Origin of the sequence: Desulfoglaeba alkanexedens ALDC (genome assembly GCF_005377625.1) — a bacterium.
Taxonomy (GTDB): Bacteria; Desulfobacterota; Syntrophobacteria; order Syntrophobacterales; family DSM-9756; genus Desulfoglaeba; species Desulfoglaeba alkanexedens.
Window position 1 is genome coordinate 1,088,223 of record NZ_CP040098.1, and the last position, 18,161, is coordinate 1,106,383.

Here is an 18,161-nt window from a genome sequence, read left to right on the forward strand (position 1 = left end):
CTCCTTCTACCAGCTCCTTTTTAAAGGGCCGGCTCCCACCAGGTAGAGCAGCGTTTCCCCGCAGCCCAGGCCCAGGAGTTCACGGGCTTCTCCGTCATAGAAAGCGCCGATACCGCAGGCGCCGAGGCCCAGAGCCGTGGCTGCGAGATAAATTCGATGGCCGAGTCTTCCTGCGGCGAGCATGATATGGCGATAGACGCGGGGCCCCACCCGGTCTTCGGCGGATTCCAGGTGAATCACAAAGACAAAATGAAACGCCGCCCGGGATAACCAGCCCTGGTCGAGGCAGACGTGAGCCGAGTTTTTCAAAAAGTCCCCTTCCCGGACCAGCCCAACGGCCCTGCGCGTCTCGTCCAGCAGGTAAAACCCCGCTTTCAATCCCGCCACCGCCCGGCAGAAAAACCCGGACCAAACCGCCGGCTCCAGTCGACCCGGACCCGTTCCAGAGGCGTCGAAACCGACCCAAAGCGAAGAAACCAGAGCCCTGGCCACAGCCTCCGGAATATCGTTTCTGACGAAGTTGCGCCGGGACCGCCTCCGTTGCACCGTTTCCACAAAGGAAAACGTTTCCGGCCATGCGGCTTCGATACCGAACGGCTGCCAGCGCTGGATTCGGGTTCCGTAAAGAGGATCATCCACCGACTCCACGCCGATCCTTCCCAAAACCGATGTCGTCCGGTGCACGGCGGAGATGAGTTCGTACGGCCGTTCACCGGCGCTCACCCGGGACGCTTCAGGTTGAACAGAACCCAGGTTTTCGTCACCCAACGCCTCCAGGTCCACGACCGCGGTTTCCGGAACCCAAACCATGGCCAGGCATCCTTCCCGCTCGGGATCCAAACCCAGAAACCGGTTGGCGCGTTCATCGGAAAAATCCAGGGAAACCCTCGACGCCCAGCCGAGAGACCGCAGCGCCAGCACCAGGCTTTCCAACAGGTGCCCCGCATCCAGGAGATGATACCGGTAGGCCCGGTCCCGATACTTCCAGGCACTCCGAAAGAAGATCACCGTTACAAAAAAGGCCAGGGCGGGATCGTCCTCGTTTGCCGCACGATCACTCCTCCGAACAAAAACACCGGAACGCAGCCGGACCAGCTCCTGTCGGTCCATGGACGGCGCCGTGTAGTGATACAGCCCGTCTTCCAACCCGGAAACGGCGCGCGTCGCCACGTAAAGTTCGCAAGGGTAAAGTGCACCCGCGGAAGGGACGCTTCGGAAATAAAAGGCCTTCTCGCCCTGAACGCTCTTGGCGGTACAGCCGTAGGCCAGACCCAGGCACGCCGCGAGTTCCTCCAGAGAGGCCGCTTCCGGCTTCCCCTGAGGCGTTCCGGATGCAACGACTTCCGAAAACGAAACATCACCGGGCGGGCGGGCCTTTCCCGTGCAATCGACCACCGGGAGTCCCCGGTAGGACTTATCAAGAACCGGCTGGTGGCGCCAGTCGAGGGCACCCCCCTTCATTTGGTAACGGCTGTAGCCGGTTTTCTCGTGATAGGCGCTTCCCGTAACCATCTCCTCTGCCATGCCCGCCTCCTCCCAAGGCACCCCTGCCGCAAAAAAGACGGGCGGCTCACGCCGCCCGAAGCGTTCTTGTGTAAACCCGGGTGCCGGACCCGTCGCAAACGGTCTCGCGGCCGACCATCGCCGGGCCACGGGTGAACTCCAATTCACCCGGAAAGATCCGCCACCCGCCGCCGTCACCTGGGTTCGTCGGACTGTCCGCCTGCATAGAATGAACACTTGGTGAAATCAATCGCCTTCCCACATTTGGCACAGGTATGTTTCTTGTCAAACTCGTCGGAAAAGATTTCCTTTTCCGCACCGCACTCGGGACACTGACACACGAAAGATTTCAGATCCTTGTACTGTTCAAAACCGGGACAATGTTTGGGTGTCGTCATGGCAACTCCTTTGCCTGTGATTGGCCATCCCGCGATTTCGACCCCGGGTCGTCCTTCAACCTGCCAATATCCGGGCAACCTCTTGCCCGTAACCCTGGGCCATCTGGACGCCCCCTCCAAGACTCGCGGACTTGAGCATGAGAGGGCCGCCCGCCATGTTCATTCGATACACATGCTTCATGGTTTCAAAGATACGCGTCGGCGCCTCGCCGCTCCAACCGAACGCCCCGAAGGCTCCCCCCGCTTTCCCTTCCAAGTTGGATCGTTCCAGCTTGAAGAGAAACGTCTTCATGGACGGAAGCATCTCTCCGTGGTAGGTGGGAGAACCCAAAACGACGGCGTCGAATTCCTCCGGATCCACACCGGACTTGTCGAATTCGGCGACGTTCACCAGACGGACTTCCATCCCCTGGAAACGCATCCCTTCGGCGACGAGTTCGGCAATGTTCTTGGTCTGGTTGGTCCGGGTGGCATAAACCACCAAAGCCTTGGCCATGTTTTCCTCCGCTGGACAGGGATCAGTCTGCCGTATCCTCCGGTTCAGGGTTGCAGTTTCTTCAATTCTTGAACAAGTATTTCCAACCTCCCGGCGGGGACATCTTCCATTTCAGAGGTCCGCTTTCTCCCTTCCACCTACTTCGAACGCGAATCCAGCCAGTCCTTCATTTCCCGAACGGTTTTCGACTGGTACCAGCGCCCGTTGTCGAAGACCCCGTAATCGGCCCCCATCATGGCCGAAGAAAAGCGGACGGAATTGCCGTAAAAGAGCCACTGCTCCACCCAAGCCTTCTCAACGGCCTCATCGAAGGGATTACCCCCGCTTCCAGGACCCTGAGCCAGACCCTTCTCCCAGGCGGTGGTCATGATCCCGGTGGCGGCCAGCGTCATGGCGTTGGTTTCCGCCAGCGTGTTTTCGAATCGCACCCAGTGTCCTTCCACCCAGGCCGCCCCGTGGCATCCCAGGCAGACCTGATGGAGCGCCCGGCGCCTCCGGTCCATCTCATCAGCTGATATGAGCCCTTCCTTCACCGGCTCTCCCGTAAGTTCCGTGGCGAGAGGCAAGCCCGCGCTGTTTCGAAGGACCGTCGTGTCGGCGGATTCCGGATGGGGATGTGCGTAGATCACGCCAAAGATCCGCCATGGCAAACGGTCGTTCATCCGGTGCGTCCGGGAAGCCACCACCTGTTCGCCGTCAGTCACCAAAAGGCTCACATGGCAGGCGGCGCAGGTGGGCGCCGTGAAATCCTTACCCAACGTCCACGGGACGGCGGAAAAATCCCACCGAGCGGAAAGGGATTCATAAAGATTGCCGTGCTTGCTCACCTGGTAGATCTTGGCGGCCGGAACGTCCGGCCCCCTATGGCACTGGCTGCAGGTGTGCGGCTTGCGGGCCACTTCGATGGAAAACTGGTGACGCGCATGGCAGGCGGCGCAGGAACCCAGACTCCCATCCGGGTTGACGCGCCCCACCCCTCTGTTGGGCCAACCGGAAAGCACGGGAAAGGTCATCTCCCCCAGGTCCGTCTCCCGAACGACGGTCCCCTTCACCTCAATTCTTGTTCCATGACAGGCGAGACAGGAATCGGCGGCCGTCTGTTCGTTTTCGGGCGCTGCGTTCAACGCCTGCCCGTCGAAAGACTGGGTGCCGTTCACCGCAAGCGTCAATTGACCATAGAGGGAGTTGTTCACCAGGTTACCGTGGGCGTAAGCCATGAGGTTTTGTTGAAACTGGTCCGCTTCCTCCACATGGCAGGTGCGGCAGTCTTTCGGACTGACCACCGTGTGGACTTCGTAGCCGTTGTGTTCAAACGTTCCGGGCTGGTCTCCGGCGTTGAGTGCATGGCATTCGGCGCAACCCACCGCAACCTCAGCCAGAGCTTCGGGCACGTTCGCGGCCGACACCTTTCGTGCAAGACCTTGAACGGCAAGTGCTTCACCAGTGGTCATTTGGGCATGGCGGCTTCGTTCCCAGTCGGCGACCACTCCCGGTGTCGCTTCCACGTGGCACGCGAGGCACTCTTCGGTGGCCGCGCTGATCGACGCGGCAGGCGATTCCACGGCCCATCCCACCGCGGTCAGCAGAACCAAGAGGCAGTAACACCGCTTCACCGGCTTCCTCCCTGTTACTGTTCCTTGCGTTGTCCGACCCGTCAACCCAGCGCCACGTCCAAGGTCATCATGACCGCGAATCCCACCAGGCAGCTCACGGAGGCTAGATCCGCATGTCCGCTCCGCTGAGACTCCGGGATCACTTCTTCCACCACCACAAAGATCATAGCTCCCGCCGCAAAGCTCAATGCGTACGGAAGGATCGCCTTGGAGGCAAGGACGATGAGGGCGCCGGCCACACCGGCCACGGGTTCCACCACGCCTGAAAGCTGGCCGTACCAGAAAGCCTTGATCCGGGACAACCCTTCACGGCGGAGCGGCACGGAGACCGCCAGTCCCTCGGGGAAGTTCTGGATGCCGATGCCCAGGGCCAAGGCTACAGCTCCATCCAAGGTCGCTCCCGGAAGATCTGAGGCCGCCGCCCCGAAAGCCACCCCTACCGCCAGTCCTTCCGGAATGTTGTGGAGGGTGATGGCCAACACCAGGAGGACCGACCGGCGCCAGGGCGTTGGTATCCCCTCCGCCTCCTCCATAGGGAAGCCCAGGTGCAGATGCGGCAGCACCGCATCGATGGCCCTGAGGGCGAGTCCGCCGGCGAGGAAGCCCACGGCCACCGGAAGCCACGCCGGGAGCGTCCCCTCTTCGGCCATAGTGAGGGCCGGTGCCAGAAGAGACCAGTAGCTGGCCGCGATCATCACACCGCCGGCAAAGCCCAGCATGCCGTCCAGCACCCACTGCGGCATCCGGCGGGTGAGGAAAACGGCCGAAGCGCCCAAGGCGGTTAAAAACCACGTGAAAAGGGTGGCCGCCAGAGCTTGAAGCCCGGGATGCCAGGTTTCCATAGACTTGCCCGCCCCACCGCTACCGCTCAGGCAAAAGGTCCGGCGCCATCGAGCCTCGCGCCGCTCTTTTCCATGTACCACCCCTGCGGGTCGGAGTAATAGTACTTGAGGTCTTCGAGGACCGCCCGGTGCTCTCGATCTTCTGCGGCGAGCCGTTCGAAAAACGCCCTCTGTTCCGGATCTTCAGACGCCTTCCGCTTTTCCTCAAACAGGCGAATGCACGCTTCTTCCAACTGCACCCCGGTATCCAGCGCCATCACCTCGTCGGAGCAAGCTCCGGCCAGGTCGGGTTGAACCACCTTGATACGCTTGTAGAGCGCTTTCAGCGCCTGTTCCTCGGCCGGAATGTAGCGGCAGGCATTCGACCAATCGGAACCTTTCTTCAGATCTTCGTACATTTCCTGGAGATAGCGGATATGTTCAATCTCGGCGTTCATGAGCAGGCCGAGAGTTTCCCGGCCGACCTGATCGGAACAGCCTTGCATCGCTTCTTCATAGAGTTTCTTCTTCTTTTCCTTGATGTCCAGAGCCTGGCAGAACATATCCAGGAGTTCCTCACGGGAAAGAGCCATGGACAGCTTCCTCCAACGCCACACGTTGCTTCGATTCAAACCATCCGATGCCGGCCAAGGGTCGGCTCACCGGCGTCTCGGCGTTTCTCGACGGATTCCGGCCATCTTCAGGTTTCAAGGTTGCATTGGCCATCACGGGACTCCGAGCACGCCGCGATGGACCGCTTTGCGGAGTGCCGCGGGCACCTGTCGAATCGTGTGCCCGCGGTCATGAGGAATCCGCTTCAGTTGGCCGCGGCGGCCACGAGCGTACTGCCGGGAGGTAAGGTAAAGATGCGCTGGCCCAGTTCCCGATCCAGCATGAAGAGCCCCCCTTGCGCCTCGCCCATCAGCTTGATCTTCTGGACGATTTCATTGGCGCTGGCTTCCTCTTCCACCTGCTCGGCCACAAACCACTGGAGAAAATGGTTGCTGGCGTGGTCCTTTTCTGCAATGGCCAGATCCACCAGATCGTTGATGAGACCCGTCACCATCTGTTCGTGCTTGAAAGCATCCTCAAACGCTTCGAGCGGAGAAGACCAGGCGGTCTTCGGGTTCTTGATCGCGGCCAGCGCCACCCGCCCGCCGCGTTCGTTGATAAATTTGTAAAACTTCATCGCATGGGTGAGCTCTTCCAGGGCTTGCACCTCCATCCAGCGCGCGAAGCCCGTGAGGTTCACTTCGTTGAAGTAGGCGGCCATGGAAAGGTAGAGGTAGGAGGAATAGAATTCTGCATTCACTTGATCGTTCAGAGCCTTTTCCATTCGATCGCTCAGCATCGCTTACCCTTTCCAGAGCCCGTGGAGATTGCAGTATTCCCGGGCGGTGACCTTTTCGGCCTTTACGCAGAAGTCCGCTTCGGGCTTATCCCCCGGCTTGAGAAACTTGAAATAAGAAATACCGTCGGCCATGAGTTCGATCCACTGGATGTAGTGTTTCTCCTCCATAGGATGCGCCACAGAGCCCACCTTCACCCTGTAGCCGTCGGAGATCTTTTCCACCACCGGCACGTGCTTTTCCTTGGCCGCATCCACCGTGTTTGCCTTGAGAAGCTTCATGGCTTCACCGCAGCACACCAGTTCCCCCTCGCCGCCGAAAAGGACTTCCACGATGTTTCCACATACGTCGCATTTGTAAACCTCAAACCTTTGCCTCATGATCGTCTTCCTCCTTTAGCGGTTGGACATTCGAGAAGGCATCAGACCGCCGACGCCTCCCATGGTCGCAGCACCGAACTACAGGCAAGCCTTGACGGCCTTCAACACGGACTCGTAGTCCGGTTCGCTGGCGATTTCCTTGACGAGTTGCACGTGCCGAACAACGCCCTCGCGATCCACCACGAAAACGGCCCGGGCCAACAGCCGGAGTTCCTTGATCAGCACTCCGTAGGCCATGCCGAAGGCCGCATCTCGGTGATCCGAAAGCGTCGTGACTCGCGTTACCCCGGCGGCACCGCACCAGCGCTTCTGGGCGAATGGGAGATCCATGCTTATGGTGAGAATCGCCACGTCATCGCCCAAGTTGGCCGCTTCTTGGTTGAAGCGCCGGGTCTCCATGTCACAAACCGGCGTGTCGAGAGAGGGTACCGAGCTCAGAACGATCACCTTGCCTCGGTACGAGGAGAGTGTTACGGGTTGGAGGTCATTTGAAAGGGCTTCAAAGTCCGGAGCCGCCTCGCCTTCCTTCACTTCATTTCCCACCAACGTGAGAGGCGCTCCCTTCATCGTCACCGCACCGTGCCGCTCTGCCATGCTCGCTCCTTGAACAAGGTTGGGTCGGGCCGGAAAAACGAATGACTCGGAAGATGTTGCTGAAATATTTTTAACTCTAAGCCCCAATATCTTCGAGGTCAAGATGCCCCGGGATCGCCGGGCGGCGAGCGGGTCGGAAGGCGTGTGCAGATGCAGCGAGCGGGTGCAAATCAACCGCTCGCCTGCCGCATGACGTCGGCGGCGCGGTCTGAGTCGTGTTCCAGTTCAACCTGTGACAGGTGCTCAGCGGCTCGGTCAGCTCAAGCAGCGGTGGAGGCCTCCAAACACCATGGCCGCATGTTCCTGAAAATGCTCGGCGGTCTTAAGCTTGGCGAAGCTATCCGTCGCCGGCGGCGTGGAAAGTCCACCGGCATCGTCTTTAAACCTCGGGAAACGGCGTCATTCCCCAACCGGCCTCACTCCCCGCCGACCAGAACCTTGATAGCGTTCTAAAGTGGAGACGGGTGCAGATCTTTTGCTTCTTGTTCCCAAGCTCCAGCTTGGGAACACAACTGTGCAGAAGCTCCAGCTTCGGTGAGGCCGTTCCCAAGCCAAAGCTTGGGAACGAGGGGATAGACCACTTCGAGATCCTGGCGAACTCCCTAGAAAGACAGCGCGTTTCAGCTGTAGCAGGAGGGAAGCTGGAGCTTCCCGGGCGGGGCGTTCCCAAGCTGGAGCTTGGGAACGAGGGAAAAAAAATCCCCCTCTCCCCCCTCTCCTTAATCCCCTCCCACCAGGGGAGGGGAAATAGAATTTGGCATCAAATATTAGGTCTATTATTTTCTACGCTACCAGAACCTTGATGCGCACCTTTCGGGTCCTCGGCCCATCGAATTCACAAAGAAAGATCCGCTGCCAGGTTCCAAGAAGCGGACGACCGTTTTCCACGATCACCTGAACCGAGGTACCGATAAGCGATGTCTTGATGTGCGCGGCCGCATTTCCTTCCACATGCTTGTAGCCGGCACGCCAAGGAACCAGCCGTTCCAGGGAATCGATCACGTCTTCCATCACCGCAGGGTCCGCCCCTTCGTTAATGGTGATTGCCGCGGTGGTATGCGGCACGTAAATCAGGCAGACGCCCTCTTTCACGCCTCGTTCCTGAATCTTCCTGGAAACCATATCGGTGATGTCGACGGCCCCGCTGTGAGCGGTAGTCGTCACTTGAAGGATATCCAGCACGATGACCTCCTCTTATCGATTCGCCGGTATCAGCCAACACATCCCGGCTTCCGGACCGCCATCTCAGCCATCACCGGGAAAAGCCCCGCGGCAGGATGATACCGGACTCCGTTCGTTCCAGGACCAACTGGCCCTCACCCTCACCTTCACCTTCACCCATACATTCGTCCTCCAAGCATCCCACTTCCTCCCCGAAATGCAAGACCAAAGCCGTCTCTACGATGAGCCTCAGCAGCTTGTTGTCGCTGGGGCGGGAAGCGTGCCGCACGTAACGAGCCAGAGCCAAGGCATCCGAAGCTTTCTCCAAATCGCCGCGAAGCCTCCAGTAGAGGGCCACTTCCTCGAGGTGCACTTCGACCACTCGAGCTTTCCCCCCGCCGAATAACACATCCGTCGCCCTGGCAATGATCCCGTCCACAAGCTCGTTCTGTACCTCTTCCGAGACGATAAGAACCGAATTATCGACGGCTTTTATCTCGTTCCAGAAGGGCTCAACGGTGTCGCGGTCAAAAGCGGTCGAGTAGACCCCTAAAGGCAACAGTCTCTTGGTGTTACTAAAGAGCGTGCTCACCTCCGGCAATCGGTCTTCGAGGTCCCTTGTCATCTCCCCAACGAACGTGTCCTCTTCCGAGGAAACCCGGTAAGGTTTGAGAAGCCTTTGCAGCTGGATTCCATGATCGCCCTGCATGACGTCCGGCCTCAGGTCCATGGCATCGAACAGGAAGCGACTCCCATGAGAAACGGGAATGGGCACAGGCAGTCCGTGACCGGAACCTTCAAGACCTCGAATCAATTCTCTGTACCCTTTCCGAGAACCTTCCACAACCTGGACGTATTCGATCAAGCAAGGACTCGACAGCAGGACGGTGCCCAGCATCCAGACGTTCGAATCAGGCAACGGAGCTCGCACCAACACGAACAAAGAACCCCGAGGGGTAGCGGCCAGGTACGCTTCGGGCCGGCGCTTTTCGCCGGGTACCAGGACGACCGGCCGCTGTCCCGCCTCTTCCGACCCCGTCGCAAGCTTCCCGAAACCCCGCTGCCGGAACCGGTATTCCGCCTGCTTCATCACCCGCAGACATTGCCCCCCGCTCACCAGGTCCCTTAAAGCCAGGTGGACCCGGAATCCTACAGCCGTTCCCTCCTGGCTCAACCGGTCCACAAGCGCGGCCACCATGGCTTCACGTCCCGCCAGGATCTGTCGCAACGTGAGAAGGTAGTTGTCGAGACTCCGTCCCTCCGGATCCTGCACCCGAAGGCGATCCAGAAGCATCTCCAGTTCCTGCTGCTCCGGTTCCGAAAGATCGATGGTTCGCTTCTTAGGTTTGTTGGATTTCGATTTCCGAGTCATGATCTTCTTGTACTCCAAAAAGAAAACCCCAGAACCTGCAGGAGCTTCCGGGGCTTCGAAGTCAGGAGCGAGCCGGTTCTATGCGCCTTCCTTGGGCTCGATGATGAGCGAATCCGCCACCAGCTCCCTTTTGCTTCTTGTTCCCAAGCTCCAGCTTGGGAACGAGAGGAATTCTATTTCCCCTCCCCTTGTGGGAGGGGATTAAGGGGAGGGGAATGTAACTCATTGACCTTCATTGCTTTTATCACCCTCACCCCAACCCTCTCCCATCAAGGGAGAGGGGGATTCCCCACGTTCCCAAGCTCTGGCTTGGGAACAAGGTGGAATTCTATTTCCCCTCCCCTTGTGGGAGGGGATTAAGGGGAGGGGAATGTAACTCATTGATCTTCATTGCTTTTATCACCCTCACCCCAACCCTCTCCCATCAAGGGAGAGGGGGTTTCCCCTCCCCTTGTGGGAGGGGATTAAGGGGAGGGGGGAGAGGGGGATTTTTTTGACCTTCTTTAACCTTTTTGCTTAAGGTCTCCACTTTAGAACGCTACCAATGACTTTGCAGACACAGTCTAGTACTCACCGGGGAGCGTCGAAAGCTTCGCCATGGAAAAGACGGGGCCGTCCTTACAGACGTATTCGGGCCCGATGTTGCATCGCCCGCACATCCCGATCCCGCACTTCATCCGCATCTCCAGGCTGGTAATGATCCGCTCCGGCGGGAAGCCCAGTTCCGCCAACACCGGCAAGGTGAACTTGATCATGATGGGCGGACCGCACACGATGGCGAAGGCGTTTTCCGAACCGGGCGCCTTTTCCTTGGTGACCGCCGGCACGAACCCCACGTTGTATTTCCAGTCGGGATCGTCGGTGGCGTCCACGGTGATGTGCATGGTGATGTCGTCCCGCTGTTCCCAGGCCACCAGCTCGTCCTTGTAGAGCAGGAGTCCCGGGTTCCGCGCACCGTAAACCACCGTAATGTCGCCGAAACGGGACCGGTTTTCCGAGTGCAGCATGTAGACGATGGATGAACGCAGCGTGGTGAAGGCGAAACCACCGCCGATGATCACCACGTTCTTTCCCTTCATCTCATCCCAAGGATACCAGTTTCCCAGCGGCCCCCGGACACCCATGATTTCCCCGGCCTTCATGTTGTGCAGGTGAGTGGTCACCTTGCCCACGCGGTTCACCGTGAAAAGCAGGTACCCCTTCTCCGTGGGAGAAGACGCGATGCCGATGGGTACCTCGCCCTGGCCGGCCACGGAAAGCTCCGCGAACTGACCCGGTATGTATTGAAACGCCGCCTCGTCTTCCGAACGGAGAAAGACAAGCTTAAAGGTTTTCAGGTTACGATCTTCCGTTTCGGTCACGATCGCTTCGATCCGGACCGGGCTGGGTCGATACGGGTTGATCACAGGATACCTCCCAAACACGTTATGGAAAAGACCGTTGTCTCATGGCCGAACCGCTCTGGAATCGGACCGTCAGGCGGGACACACACAGCTCGCCGTCATCATGGACACCACCCGGCGGATATCAATGTTGACCGGGCAAAACTGGACGCAGCGGCCGCAACCGACACAGGCCGGACCGTTACCGTATTTATCGATATAATATTTAAATTTGTGCATGAACCGCTGCCGCACCCGCTGCAGCTTCTGAGGTCTCGGATTGTGGCCGGACCCGTGCAGCGTAAAGAGCGGAAACATACAGGAGTCCCAAAGGCGCAGACGCAGGCCTCGGTCCCCGTACACTTCGTCTTGGATGTCGAAGCACCAGCATGTAGGACAGAGAAAGGTGCAGGTCCCACAGTTGATGCAGGCGAACTCGATTTCGTCCCAAAACGCTTGGTTGAACAATTCATTGGTCTCCCGCTCGGCGAGCGGCGCCGTATCGAAAGGCCGGCTGATACGCTTTTCGGCCCTTTCCTTGATCTGCGCCACTTCTTGTTCGAGAGCCTCGGTCACCGGTTCCCCGGAATGCCAGGCACCGAGCAGGCCCTTTCCGGCGTCCGTTACGGCTTCCGCCACAAAACCGTCGGCGGTCTTCACCAGCAGTACATCCAACGCCGAAGGATCCGCCGGGCCCGTTCCCACCGCCGTGCAAAAACAGGTTTCACACGGTTCGTTGCAGGCCAGCCCCACAAGCAACGTCCCTCGACGGCGCCCCACCCACCACGGGTCCTTGAATTCCCGGGTGTCGAAATTCACGTCCAGGAGCTGAAACGCCTTGGCGTCGCACGGCCGGATCCCCAAGATCAAGCGTCCGTCCATCTCTTTCGGAATTTCTTTGAGGATCCCCGCCTCCGGATCGTCTTTGGCCAAGGAAAAACTGAACATCCGCTCCGCCTGCGGATGCATCAGGCACTTCGGGGAAAGCCGGGTGTTTTTGAAATCCAGATCCAGGGCACCCGGTTCCTCGATCCTTTCGAACTGGTGGTACGGCCCCTTGTTGACCGGCCCGAACACTCGGTAATGGGCGATCAGGTGGTCCACAAAATCCGAGAATCGATCGCTGTCCAGGAAAATCTTCGCCATGAGACCATCCTCGATACGCGTCAACGTCTATTTAATGATGAAGGGCTCGGGATCGTCGGGCCGATATGCGTCCAGCGGCGGCCGTTCATCCTGGACCACTCCCGCTTCGTAGCCATAGAGTTCCAATATGTCCTTTTCCAGCTTCTTGGTGAACTGACGCACCCGGATCCCCATCGGACAGGCCCGTTCACAGGCCCCGCAGTCCGTGCACCGGCCCGCCACGTGAAAGGCCCGAAGAAGGTGAAAGGTTCGAGTGTCCGTTGGGTCGATGGTTTTCCCCATCCATTGCGGGCGGGACTCATCGACAAAGCACGTGGGACAGTAACACACCGGGCAGGCGTTCCGGCAGGCGTAGCAACGGATGCACGGAGCAATAAGCTCTTCGAAATACCGCCATTTCGCTTCCGGATCCAGGGCTTCCACGCGCCGGACGTCCTCGTACCGGTCGACATTCGTCTGTTCCGCCACCAGATCTCCCAGCAGTTCGTCGTAGATCACCGGGTTGCGATGGGTGCAGATGGCGCAGTTATCCTGGAGATAGTCTTTGCGAGGGAGCGCGAGGTCCCAGCCGCGCCCGGAAACCTTGATCTCATCGGCCGTTTCCTCCACATGGAGCGGCTCCCGCCCGTCGCACGCCGCCAGAATCCTTCGACGATCAATCATCCCTTGGCACGGCGCTCCGAGCACATAGACCTGTTCCCGCTCGATCTGGTGTTCAAGAAGGTGCACGACGATGTTCCGGCTGTCGCAGCCCTTGGCCACCACCGCCACCCGGTCCGGACGCTTCACCAGATAGTTGGCCAGGTTGATCCCGCAATTCCCGTCCCACCACAGCTGGTTTACATGCTCCACGTGCCGGATGAAAGCGGGCTCGTTCATGAGCGGGATCGTCCCCTTGCGAAACCCGATCACGCCGTCCACCCGCTTTTCCGAAAGCAACCGGTGAGCCGCCTCCCGTATCCGTTCCGTGTAGTTGAACATCTATGCCACCTCAGCTTCCTTTTTCACGAAATGCGTGGCCGGCCCCACAGCTTTCACGGCTTCAACCACATCGGTTGCGGTCTTTGCGAATTTGGACCCTTCCGCCGAAGATATCCAGGAAAAATGGAGCCGCCCGGGTTCGATCCCCGTGTGCTCGAGAAGCGTCTTCAGCAGGGCGAATTTTCGCCTCGCGTAGTAATTGCCTTCTATGTAATGGCAGTCTCCGGGATGACACCCGGAAACCCATACTCCATCGGCCCCATGACGAAACGCCGCCAGGATGAACTTGGGGTTGATCCGACCCGAACAGGGGACCCGGATCACCCGGATGTTCACCGGATACTGCAGCCGGCTCACGCCCGCCAGGTCCGCCGCGCCGTAGGAACACCAATTACAAAGGAATGCCACGATTTTCGGTTCCCACTCAGCCATCGGTTCCACTCCCTCATGAGCCTTTGACGCCCCCCACGCCGCCTTCAGCCTGGGGCTTCTCGCGTCTATTCCCGCTGAAAGTCCGCTCTTTCACACGTCAGACACTCTCGATCATGGAAAAGATCTGCGCATCGTCGAAACCCTGGAGCCGGATCGCCCCCGATCGGCACGACGCGACGCAGAGCCCGCAGCCCTTGCAGAGCGCCGGGTTGATTTCCGCCTTGCCTTTGTCGTTGAACCGCGGTGCCGAATAGGGACAGATGTTCACGCAGGTCCCGCAGCCGCTGCAAAGGATTGGACTGGTCTGAGCGACGTTGCCGCTGAAACGGACGGTATCCCGGGCGAGAAACGTGGACGCCCGGGCCGCGGCCGCCTGAGCCTGCGCCACGCTCTCGTCGATGGGCTTTGGATAGTGCGCCAGGCCGCAGAGGAACACCCCGTCGGTAGCGAAATCCACCGGCCGCAGTTTGGCGTGGGCTTCGATCAGGAAGCCTTCTTCGTTGATGGGAACCTTGAAAAGCTGAGCCAATGCCTCGTCGGCGTTGGGAAGGATGGCGGTCGCCAGCGTCAGCAGGTCCGGCTGGAGCACGATCGGGCGCCGCAGCACGTGATCCATCACCGTCACCTGAAGCCTCCCGTCCACTACTTCGACTTTGGGTTTGCTTTCCAGTTCGTAGCGGATGAACAACACTCCCGCCCGGCGCGCCTCCATGTACAGCTTTTCCCGTTCGCCGTAGCTTCGCATGTCGCGGTAGAGGACATAGACATCGCTTTCGGGATTTCGGCGCTTTAGTTCGAGTGCGCTCTGAAGCGAATGGGTGCAGCACACCCGGCTGCAGTAAGGCCGCTCCGGTTCCCGGGATCCCACGCACTGGATGAAGACCGCGGTCGATACTTCACGAAGCTTCGGGTCGTCTTCACGGAACCTTCGGTCCAGTTCCTGGTGGGTAAGAATCCTTGGATCCTGACCGTAAAGGTATTCAGAAGGCTGGAATTCCCGGCCGCCCGTCGCCACGATGGCGACACCGTGTTCCACCTCGCACGGCCCGTCGCTGGTTTCGATAACCGTCTTGAAATTTCCGACGAAGCCTTCCACTTTGGCAACGCAGCTCGAAAGATGAACCGTGATCAGGGGATGTGCTTTGACCGCTGCGGAAAGCTCCTGGACGTAGGCGGAAACGTCTTCCCCTTGCCACGTCCGGTATAGGTTCAACGCTTGGCCTCCGAGAACATCGCTTCGCTCCACCAGTTCCACCGGGTATCCCTGGTCCGCGAGCGCCCTCGCCGCCACCATACCCGCGATGCCGCCGCCGATCACCAGGGCCCGCCGTGTCACCGATAGTTCCGGTTCGGAAAGCGGCTCCAGTAGAACCACCTTCGAAACCGCCATGCGCACGAGATCCTTGGCCTTTTCGGTGGCCCTCGCCGGGTCGAACCCATGCACCCAGGAATCCTGGTTTCGGATGTTGGCCATTTCAAAGAGGTATTTGTTGAGTCCGGCCTCCTCCAGGGTTTCCTGGAAAAGCGGCTCGTGGGTCCTCGGCGTGCACGCCGCCACCACGATCCGGTTCAATCGGTGTTCCCGGATGGCATCTTTGAGGATCTCCTGGGTATCCTGGGAACAGGTGTAGAGGTTGTCCGCCACGTACTCCACGTAAGGAAGCGTTTTAGCGTAATCGCGAACCGCTTTCACATCCACCACGCCGCTGATGTTGATGCCGCAGTGGCAGACGAAAACCCCCACCCTCGGCGGTTCGCCGTAGACGTTCCGCTGGGCCGGCGTTTCCTTTTCGCGCACCAGCGTCCCTCGGGCCGGCGCCAGAAGGCTTCCCACCGCCGCCGCCGCCGCACTGGCCTCCATGACCGATTGCGGAATGTCCTTGGGAGCCTGAAACGCCCCGCAGACAAACACTCCGGGACGGCTGCTTTCCACCGGCGTAAAGGAAGAATGCACGGCGAAGGCGTCGTCGTTGAGGCGCAGCTTCAGCCGTTCCGCCAATTCTTTTGCGGCCCGGGTCGTCTCCAGCCCCACCGACAGAACCACCATGTCGAACGCTTCGCTTTGAACTTCCCCGGACTCGGTCACATAGGTGATCTCCAGGTCGCCGCCGCTTCCCGGAACTTCTTCCACGCTATGGACCCGGGAACGAACGAAACGAACCCCGTGTTCATTCCGGGCCCGGTTGTAGTACTTTTCGAAGTCCTTGCCGTGGGTCCGCATATCCATGAAAAAGATCGCCGCATCCAAGTCTTTGCCGGCATGCTCCTTGGCGATCACCGCTTCCTTGATGGCGTACATGCAGCAAACCGCCGAACAGTACCCGTGGTCGCAGTGATGGATGTCGCGGGAACCGACGCACTGGAACCAGGCGATCTTCTTCGGTTCCTTGTGATCGGACGGCCGTTCCACGTGACCCATGGTCGGACCCGACGCCGAAAGCAGCCGTTCGAATTCCATGGATGTCACTACATTGTCGAACTTGCTGTAGGCGTAGGTGTCATAACTTCCCGGATCGAAAGGTTGAAAGCCGGGGGCCACCACCACGGCGCCCACTTCGATGTGCCGTTCGCGAGGTTGGTCTTCATGGATCACCGCATCGGCAAGACACGCCGCCACGCACCGGTAGCACTCGGAACAGACGCCGCAGGCAAGGCACCGCTTCGCGTCCTGGAGCACCTGATCCTTGTTGAAGCCCAGCATGACTTCATTGAAATTATTGATGCGCTCCGCCGGTTCCAGCCGGGGCATCCGTTGGCGGGGTATTCGGTCGTAGCCTTCCGTTCGAACATCCTGGACCGCCTGCCATTCCTTTTCACGGCCCTCCCGCAGATCCACACCGCGAAGGAACCGGTCGATGGATACAGCCGCCTGCTTTCCGGCCGCAATGGCCTCAATCACCGTCTTGGGACCGGTCACGGCGTCCCCGCCGGCGAAGATGTCCGGATCGTCGGACTGAAGCGTCAGCGGGTCCACCCGCATCGTCCCCCAATCGCTCAAAGTGCAGGCGCATTCCGGGGTGAGGCACGCCCAATCGGTTTCCTGGCCGATGGCCGGAATCACCGCATCCACTTCGATCACGAACTCGGAACCAGGGACCGGCACCGGCCGCCGCCGCCCGCTGGCGTCCGGTTCCCCCAGGGCCATCTTCACGCATTCGATGGCTTTAACCCGGCCGTTTTCCCCGATGATCCGGGTCGGGTTGGTAAGCGTTAGGATTTCGATCCCTTCTTCCTGGCACTCTTCGATTTCTTCCTCGCTGGCCGGCATCTCTTCGAAGCTTCGCCGATAGATCACGAAGGGCTTCTTGGATCCCGTCCGAAGCGCCGTGCGCACCGCATCCATGGCGACGTTTCCGCCGCCGACGACCGCCACCCGATCCCCCAGGGCGATCCTTCGGCCCAGGTTCACTTCCCGAAGGAACTCCACCCCCGGGAACACTCCATCCAGATCCTCGCCTTCAATCCCCAGCGCCTTGCATTCGTGGGCCCCGATCCCGATAAAGACCGCCTTGTAACCCTGTTCCCGAAGCTGGGCGATGGTGACGTCTTTGCCGATTTCCACACCGGTTTTGAAGGCCACCCCCATGTCCCGGATGACCTGGATTTCCGCTTCGATTATGTCCCGCGGAAGCCGGTAGGCGGGGATGCCTACGGTGAGCATGCCGCCGAGCACCGGAAGCCTTTCGAAGACGGTCACCGAGTAGCCTTCGATGGCGAGGTAATAGGCGCAGGTCAGTCCTGCGGGACCCGACCCGATGACGGCCACCTTCTCATCACGCTTGGGCTTCAGTTGGGGCACGTAGCTGGTTTCGGCGTTCAGATCCAAGTCCGCCACGTAACGCTTGATGAACTTGATCGCAACCGGATCATCCACCCGCCCGCGCATGCATGCCGATTCGCACGGATGATGGCAGACTCGGCCGCAAATGGCGGGAAGCGGGTTTTCTTCCTTGATGAGCTGCAGCGCTTCGGCGAAACGTCCTTCCGCCGCCAACGCCACGTAGCCTTGGACGGAGATGTGAGCGGGGCACGCGACCTTGCACGGAGACGTCCCGCGCTTTTCGATGGCGAAGGCGCCGGGAACCGCCTGAGCGTACCGTCGGTACGCCGCCCGCCGCTCGCTCAGCCCCATATCGAATTCGTTTTTAACCACCACCGGGCACACTCGAGCGCATTCCCCGCAGCCCGTACACTTGTCCAAATCAATAAAACGGGGCTTCTCGAAAACCTTCACCTTGAAGTTTCCCGGTTCGCCCGTTATTTCTTGGACTTCGCTCAGCGTGAGCAACTCGATATTCAAATGCCGGCCGACCTCGACCAGTTTCGGCGAGATAATTCACATGGCGCAGTCGTTGGTGGGAAAGGTCTTGTCCAACTGAGCCATAACGCCCCCGATGGACGATTCCTTTTCCACCAGGTAGACGTAATAGCCCATCTCCGCCAGATCCAGCGCCGATTGCATCCCGGCGATGCCGCCGCCGACCACCATCACGGAACCGATCACCGGTCCCTTGTCGCCCGTCGCATTCATCA

The 18,161-nt window shown here is 59.7% G+C and carries 16 protein-coding genes and 1 pseudogene; all 17 read right to left on the reverse strand.

Features of this window, described 5'->3' with window-relative positions; translation table 11 throughout:
• Window positions 1-6 precede the first annotated feature (6 nt).
• A complete protein-coding gene (locus FDQ92_RS05185; protein ID WP_137423593.1) occupies window positions 7-1,524 on the reverse strand; it encodes a SagB/ThcOx family dehydrogenase in 1,518 nt (505 codons plus the stop codon).
• A gap of 173 nt (window positions 1,525-1,697) precedes the next feature.
• On the reverse strand, window positions 1,698-1,901 hold the full coding sequence (locus FDQ92_RS05190; protein WP_137423594.1) for a hypothetical protein: 204 nt from the start codon (window positions 1,899-1,901) through the stop codon (window positions 1,698-1,700).
• 55 nt (window positions 1,902-1,956) lie between these two features.
• The gene (locus FDQ92_RS05195) at window positions 1,957-2,397 is read right to left on the reverse strand and encodes a flavodoxin domain-containing protein (RefSeq protein ID WP_137423595.1); all 441 of its coding nucleotides are present in this window, start codon (window positions 2,395-2,397) and stop codon (window positions 1,957-1,959) included.
• Window positions 2,398-2,534: 137 nt separating this feature from the next.
• Window positions 2,535-4,010, reverse strand: coding sequence for a multiheme c-type cytochrome (locus tag FDQ92_RS05200; protein WP_137423596.1), 1,476 nt, complete (start codon window positions 4,008-4,010; stop codon window positions 2,535-2,537).
• Window positions 4,011-4,051: 41 nt separating this feature from the next.
• Window positions 4,052-4,852 (reverse strand): ZIP family metal transporter, encoded by an 801-nt coding sequence (locus tag FDQ92_RS05205; protein WP_137423597.1) that lies wholly within the window; start codon window positions 4,850-4,852, stop codon window positions 4,052-4,054.
• 26 nt (window positions 4,853-4,878) lie between these two features.
• Window positions 4,879-5,424: a ferritin family protein gene (locus FDQ92_RS05210; protein ID WP_137423598.1), complete on the reverse strand. Its 546-nt coding sequence runs from the start codon at window positions 5,422-5,424 to the stop codon at window positions 4,879-4,881.
• Between the two features lie 224 nt (window positions 5,425-5,648).
• A complete protein-coding gene (locus FDQ92_RS05215; protein WP_137423599.1) occupies window positions 5,649-6,182 on the reverse strand; it encodes a ferritin in 534 nt (177 codons plus the stop codon).
• A 3-nt stretch (window positions 6,183-6,185) separates the two neighbouring features.
• Window positions 6,186-6,560: a desulfoferrodoxin gene (locus FDQ92_RS05220; protein WP_137423600.1), complete on the reverse strand. Its 375-nt coding sequence runs from the start codon at window positions 6,558-6,560 to the stop codon at window positions 6,186-6,188.
• Window positions 6,561-6,638: 78 nt separating this feature from the next.
• Window positions 6,639-7,154 (reverse strand): thiol peroxidase, encoded by a 516-nt coding sequence (gene tpx, locus FDQ92_RS05225; RefSeq protein WP_137423601.1) that lies wholly within the window; start codon window positions 7,152-7,154, stop codon window positions 6,639-6,641.
• Between the two features lie 783 nt (window positions 7,155-7,937).
• Window positions 7,938-8,336, reverse strand: a complete 399-nt coding sequence (locus FDQ92_RS05230) for a secondary thiamine-phosphate synthase enzyme YjbQ (RefSeq protein WP_170180201.1) — start codon at window positions 8,334-8,336, stop codon at window positions 7,938-7,940.
• Window positions 8,337-8,406: 70 nt separating this feature from the next.
• Window positions 8,407-9,687 carry a hypothetical protein gene (locus FDQ92_RS05235; RefSeq protein ID WP_137423602.1) on the reverse strand — a complete coding sequence of 427 codons (1,281 nt, stop codon included), beginning with the start codon at window positions 9,685-9,687 and terminating at the stop codon, window positions 8,407-8,409.
• 563 nt (window positions 9,688-10,250) lie between these two features.
• On the reverse strand, window positions 10,251-11,093 hold the full coding sequence (locus FDQ92_RS05240) for an FAD/NAD(P)-binding protein (RefSeq protein ID WP_137423603.1): 843 nt from the start codon (window positions 11,091-11,093) through the stop codon (window positions 10,251-10,253).
• 69 nt (window positions 11,094-11,162) lie between these two features.
• Window positions 11,163-12,215: a 4Fe-4S dicluster domain-containing protein gene (locus tag FDQ92_RS05245; RefSeq protein WP_137423604.1), complete on the reverse strand. Its 1,053-nt coding sequence runs from the start codon at window positions 12,213-12,215 to the stop codon at window positions 11,163-11,165.
• A gap of 27 nt (window positions 12,216-12,242) precedes the next feature.
• On the reverse strand, window positions 12,243-13,196 hold the full coding sequence (locus FDQ92_RS05250; protein ID WP_137423605.1) for a 4Fe-4S dicluster domain-containing protein: 954 nt from the start codon (window positions 13,194-13,196) through the stop codon (window positions 12,243-12,245).
• Complete coding sequence (locus FDQ92_RS05255; RefSeq protein ID WP_137423606.1) at window positions 13,197-13,628, reverse strand: hydrogenase iron-sulfur subunit; 432 nt, start codon at window positions 13,626-13,628, stop codon at window positions 13,197-13,199.
• Window positions 13,629-13,725: 97 nt separating this feature from the next.
• Window positions 13,726-15,489, reverse strand: a complete 1,764-nt coding sequence (locus FDQ92_RS16425) for a CoB--CoM heterodisulfide reductase iron-sulfur subunit A family protein (RefSeq protein WP_425457268.1) — start codon at window positions 15,487-15,489, stop codon at window positions 13,726-13,728.
• A pseudogene (locus tag FDQ92_RS16430) lies at window positions 15,484-18,159 on the reverse strand (NAD(P)-binding protein); the annotation flags it as partial. The pseudogene FDQ92_RS16430 and the gene FDQ92_RS16425, both read right to left, overlap by 6 nt.
• Between the last annotated feature and the right edge of the window lie 2 nt (window positions 18,160-18,161).

Bases quoted from the DNA above. Each gene is read 5' to 3' on its own strand.
- FDQ92_RS05215 (WP_137423599.1), bottom strand. From the start codon at position 6,182: ATGCTGAGCGATCGAATGGAAAAGGCTCTGAACGATCAAGTGAATGCA.
- FDQ92_RS05250 (WP_137423605.1), bottom strand. From the start codon at position 13,196: ATGTTCAACTACACGGAACGGATACGGGAGGCGGCTCACCGGTTGCTT.
- FDQ92_RS05220 (WP_137423600.1), bottom strand. From the start codon at position 6,560: ATGAGGCAAAGGTTTGAGGTTTACAAATGCGACGTATGTGGAAACATC.
- FDQ92_RS16425 (WP_425457268.1), bottom strand. From the start codon at position 15,489: ATGGAGGCCAGTGCGGCGGCGGCGGCGGTGGGAAGCCTTCTGGCGCCG.
- FDQ92_RS05195 (WP_137423595.1), bottom strand. From the start codon at position 2,397: ATGGCCAAGGCTTTGGTGGTTTATGCCACCCGGACCAACCAGACCAAG.
- FDQ92_RS05255 (WP_137423606.1), bottom strand. From the start codon at position 13,628: ATGGCTGAGTGGGAACCGAAAATCGTGGCATTCCTTTGTAATTGGTGT.
- tpx (WP_137423601.1), bottom strand. From the start codon at position 7,154: ATGGCAGAGCGGCACGGTGCGGTGACGATGAAGGGAGCGCCTCTCACG.
- FDQ92_RS05245 (WP_137423604.1), bottom strand. From the start codon at position 12,215: ATGGCGAAGATTTTCCTGGACAGCGATCGATTCTCGGATTTTGTGGAC.
- FDQ92_RS05205 (WP_137423597.1), bottom strand. From the start codon at position 4,852: ATGGAAACCTGGCATCCCGGGCTTCAAGCTCTGGCGGCCACCCTTTTC.
- FDQ92_RS05185 (WP_137423593.1), bottom strand. From the start codon at position 1,524: ATGGCAGAGGAGATGGTTACGGGAAGCGCCTATCACGAGAAAACCGGC.
- FDQ92_RS05190 (WP_137423594.1), bottom strand. From the start codon at position 1,901: ATGACGACACCCAAACATTGTCCCGGTTTTGAACAGTACAAGGATCTG.
- FDQ92_RS05210 (WP_137423598.1), bottom strand. From the start codon at position 5,424: ATGGCTCTTTCCCGTGAGGAACTCCTGGATATGTTCTGCCAGGCTCTG.
- FDQ92_RS05235 (WP_137423602.1), bottom strand. From the start codon at position 9,687: ATGACTCGGAAATCGAAATCCAACAAACCTAAGAAGCGAACCATCGAT.